Annotated in this window: 2 protein-coding genes; both read right to left on the reverse strand. The window is 68.8% G+C overall.

Annotated features, from left to right (window positions below; all coding sequences use genetic code 11):
• A partial coding sequence (locus LC066_RS21370) for an NAD-dependent succinate-semialdehyde dehydrogenase (RefSeq protein WP_224903523.1) occupies positions 1-1,192 on the reverse strand: 1,192 nt, incomplete at its 3' end.
• Positions 1,189-1,902: isocitrate/isopropylmalate dehydrogenase family protein (locus tag LC066_RS21375; protein ID WP_224903524.1), on the reverse strand; the 714-nt coding region annotated here is incomplete at its 5' end. The genes LC066_RS21370 and LC066_RS21375, both read right to left, overlap by 4 nt.

Genomic DNA, 1,902 nt, shown 5'->3' on the forward strand with positions numbered 1-1,902 from the left:
CCTCGGTCTCGAACCTGAAGACCGGGGCGACGGGGCCGAAGGTCTCCTCGCCCGCCAGCTGCATCTCGGTCGTCGCGCCGGTCAGCACCACCGGGTCGGCGAACTGCGGCGCCAGGTCACGCTGCGCCGTGGCGCGGGTGGCGCCTTTCGACAGGGCGTCCTCCACATGGGCGTTGATCTTGGTGATCGCCGCGGCGTTGATCATCGGGCCGATCATGGCGCCCTCTTCGGTGCCAGCCGCGACCTTCAGCGCATCGACCTTCTCCGCCAGCTTGGCGACGAAGGCATCGTGGATGCCCGACTGCACCAGGATCCGGTTGGCGCAGACGCAGGTCTGGCCGCCGTTGCGGAACTTCGAGGCCATGGCGCCCTCGACCGCCGCGTCCAGATCGGCGTCGTCGAAGACGATGAAGGGCGCGTTGCCGCCCAGCTCCAGGCTCATCTTCTTCAGCGTGGGGGCGCATTGTTCGGCCAGCAGGGCGCCCACGCGGGTCGAGCCGGTGAAGGAGAGCTTGCGCACGACAGGCGAGGCGGTCAGCGTCGCGCCGATCTCGGCCGGCTGGCCGGTCAGGCAGTTCAGCACCCCCGCCGGGATGCCGGCGCGTTCGGCCAGAACGCAGAGCGCCAGCGCGGAATAGGGGGTGAAGTCGGAGGGCTTGATCACCATGGTGCAGCCCGCGGCCAGGCCCGGCGCCACCTTGCGGGTGATCATCGCGATGGGGAAGTTCCACGGCGTGATGATGGCGCAGACGCCCACCGGTTCCTTCATCGCGAAGATCTTCTTGCCCGGCACCGGCGAGGGGATGATGTGGCCGTTGATGCGGCGGCCCTCTTCGGCGAACCAGCGCAGGAAGGAGGCGCCGTAGATCACCTCGCCCTTCGCCTCGGCCAGCGGCTTGCCCTGTTCGGTGGTCAGGATCATCGCCAGGTCGTCGGCGTGCTCCAGGATCAGGTGATACCAGTCCATCAGCAGGTCGCAGCGGTCCAGGTGCGTGCGGGCCTTCCAGTCGACCATCGCGGCCTCGGCGGCCTCGATCGCGCGGGTGGTCTCAGTGGCGGTGCAGTCGGGCATGTGGCCCATGGCCGCGCCGGTGGCGGGGTTGATGACCGCCATGTCATCCCGGGCGATCCAGTCGCCGCCGATCAGCGCGGCCTGACGGAAGAGGTCGTTGTCCTTCAGGTTCATGCTCATGCCTCCAGTGCGGCCAGCACGGCCGTGGTGATCTCTTCGGTGGAGCTGGCGCCCGGACGGGTGCCGATGCCCTTGGCGGTGGCGGCCTCGATGGCGGCCAGCACGGCGGCCGCGGCCTCCGCTTCGCCCAGATGCTCCAGCATCATGGCGCCGGACCAGATCGCGGCGATCGGGTTGGCGATGTTCTGCCCCGCGATGTCGGGGGCGGAGCCGTGGACCGGCTCGAACATCGACGGCGTCGCGGGGTCGGGGCAGATGTTGGCGGAGGCGGCAAAGCCCAGCCCACCCTGGATCGCGGCGCCCAGGTCCGTCAGGATGTCGCCGAAGAGGTTGGAGGCCACGATCACGTCCAGATCCTGCGGCGCCATGACCATCTTGGCGCACATGGCGTCGATGTGCATGTGGCTGACGGTGACCTCGGGGTACTCCTTCGCCACCTCGCGCGTCACCTCGTCCCAGAACACCATCGAATACTTCTGGGCGTTGGATTTCGTCACGCTTGTCAGGTGCTTGCGCCGCTGCATCGCCTGCTCGAAGCCGAAGCGGATGATGCGTTCGACGCCCGCGCGGGTGAAGACGGCGACCTCGGTCGCGACCTCGTTGGGCTGGCCCTGGTGGACGCGGCCGCCGGCGCCGGAGTATTCGCCCTCGGTATTTTCGCGGATGCACAGGATGTCGAAGCCCTCGGCCTTCAGCGGGCCTTCGACGCC

It is taken from the genome of Pseudooceanicola marinus (genome assembly GCF_020177265.1).
Lineage (GTDB): Bacteria > Pseudomonadota > Alphaproteobacteria > Rhodobacterales > Rhodobacteraceae > Pseudooceanicola > Pseudooceanicola marinus_A.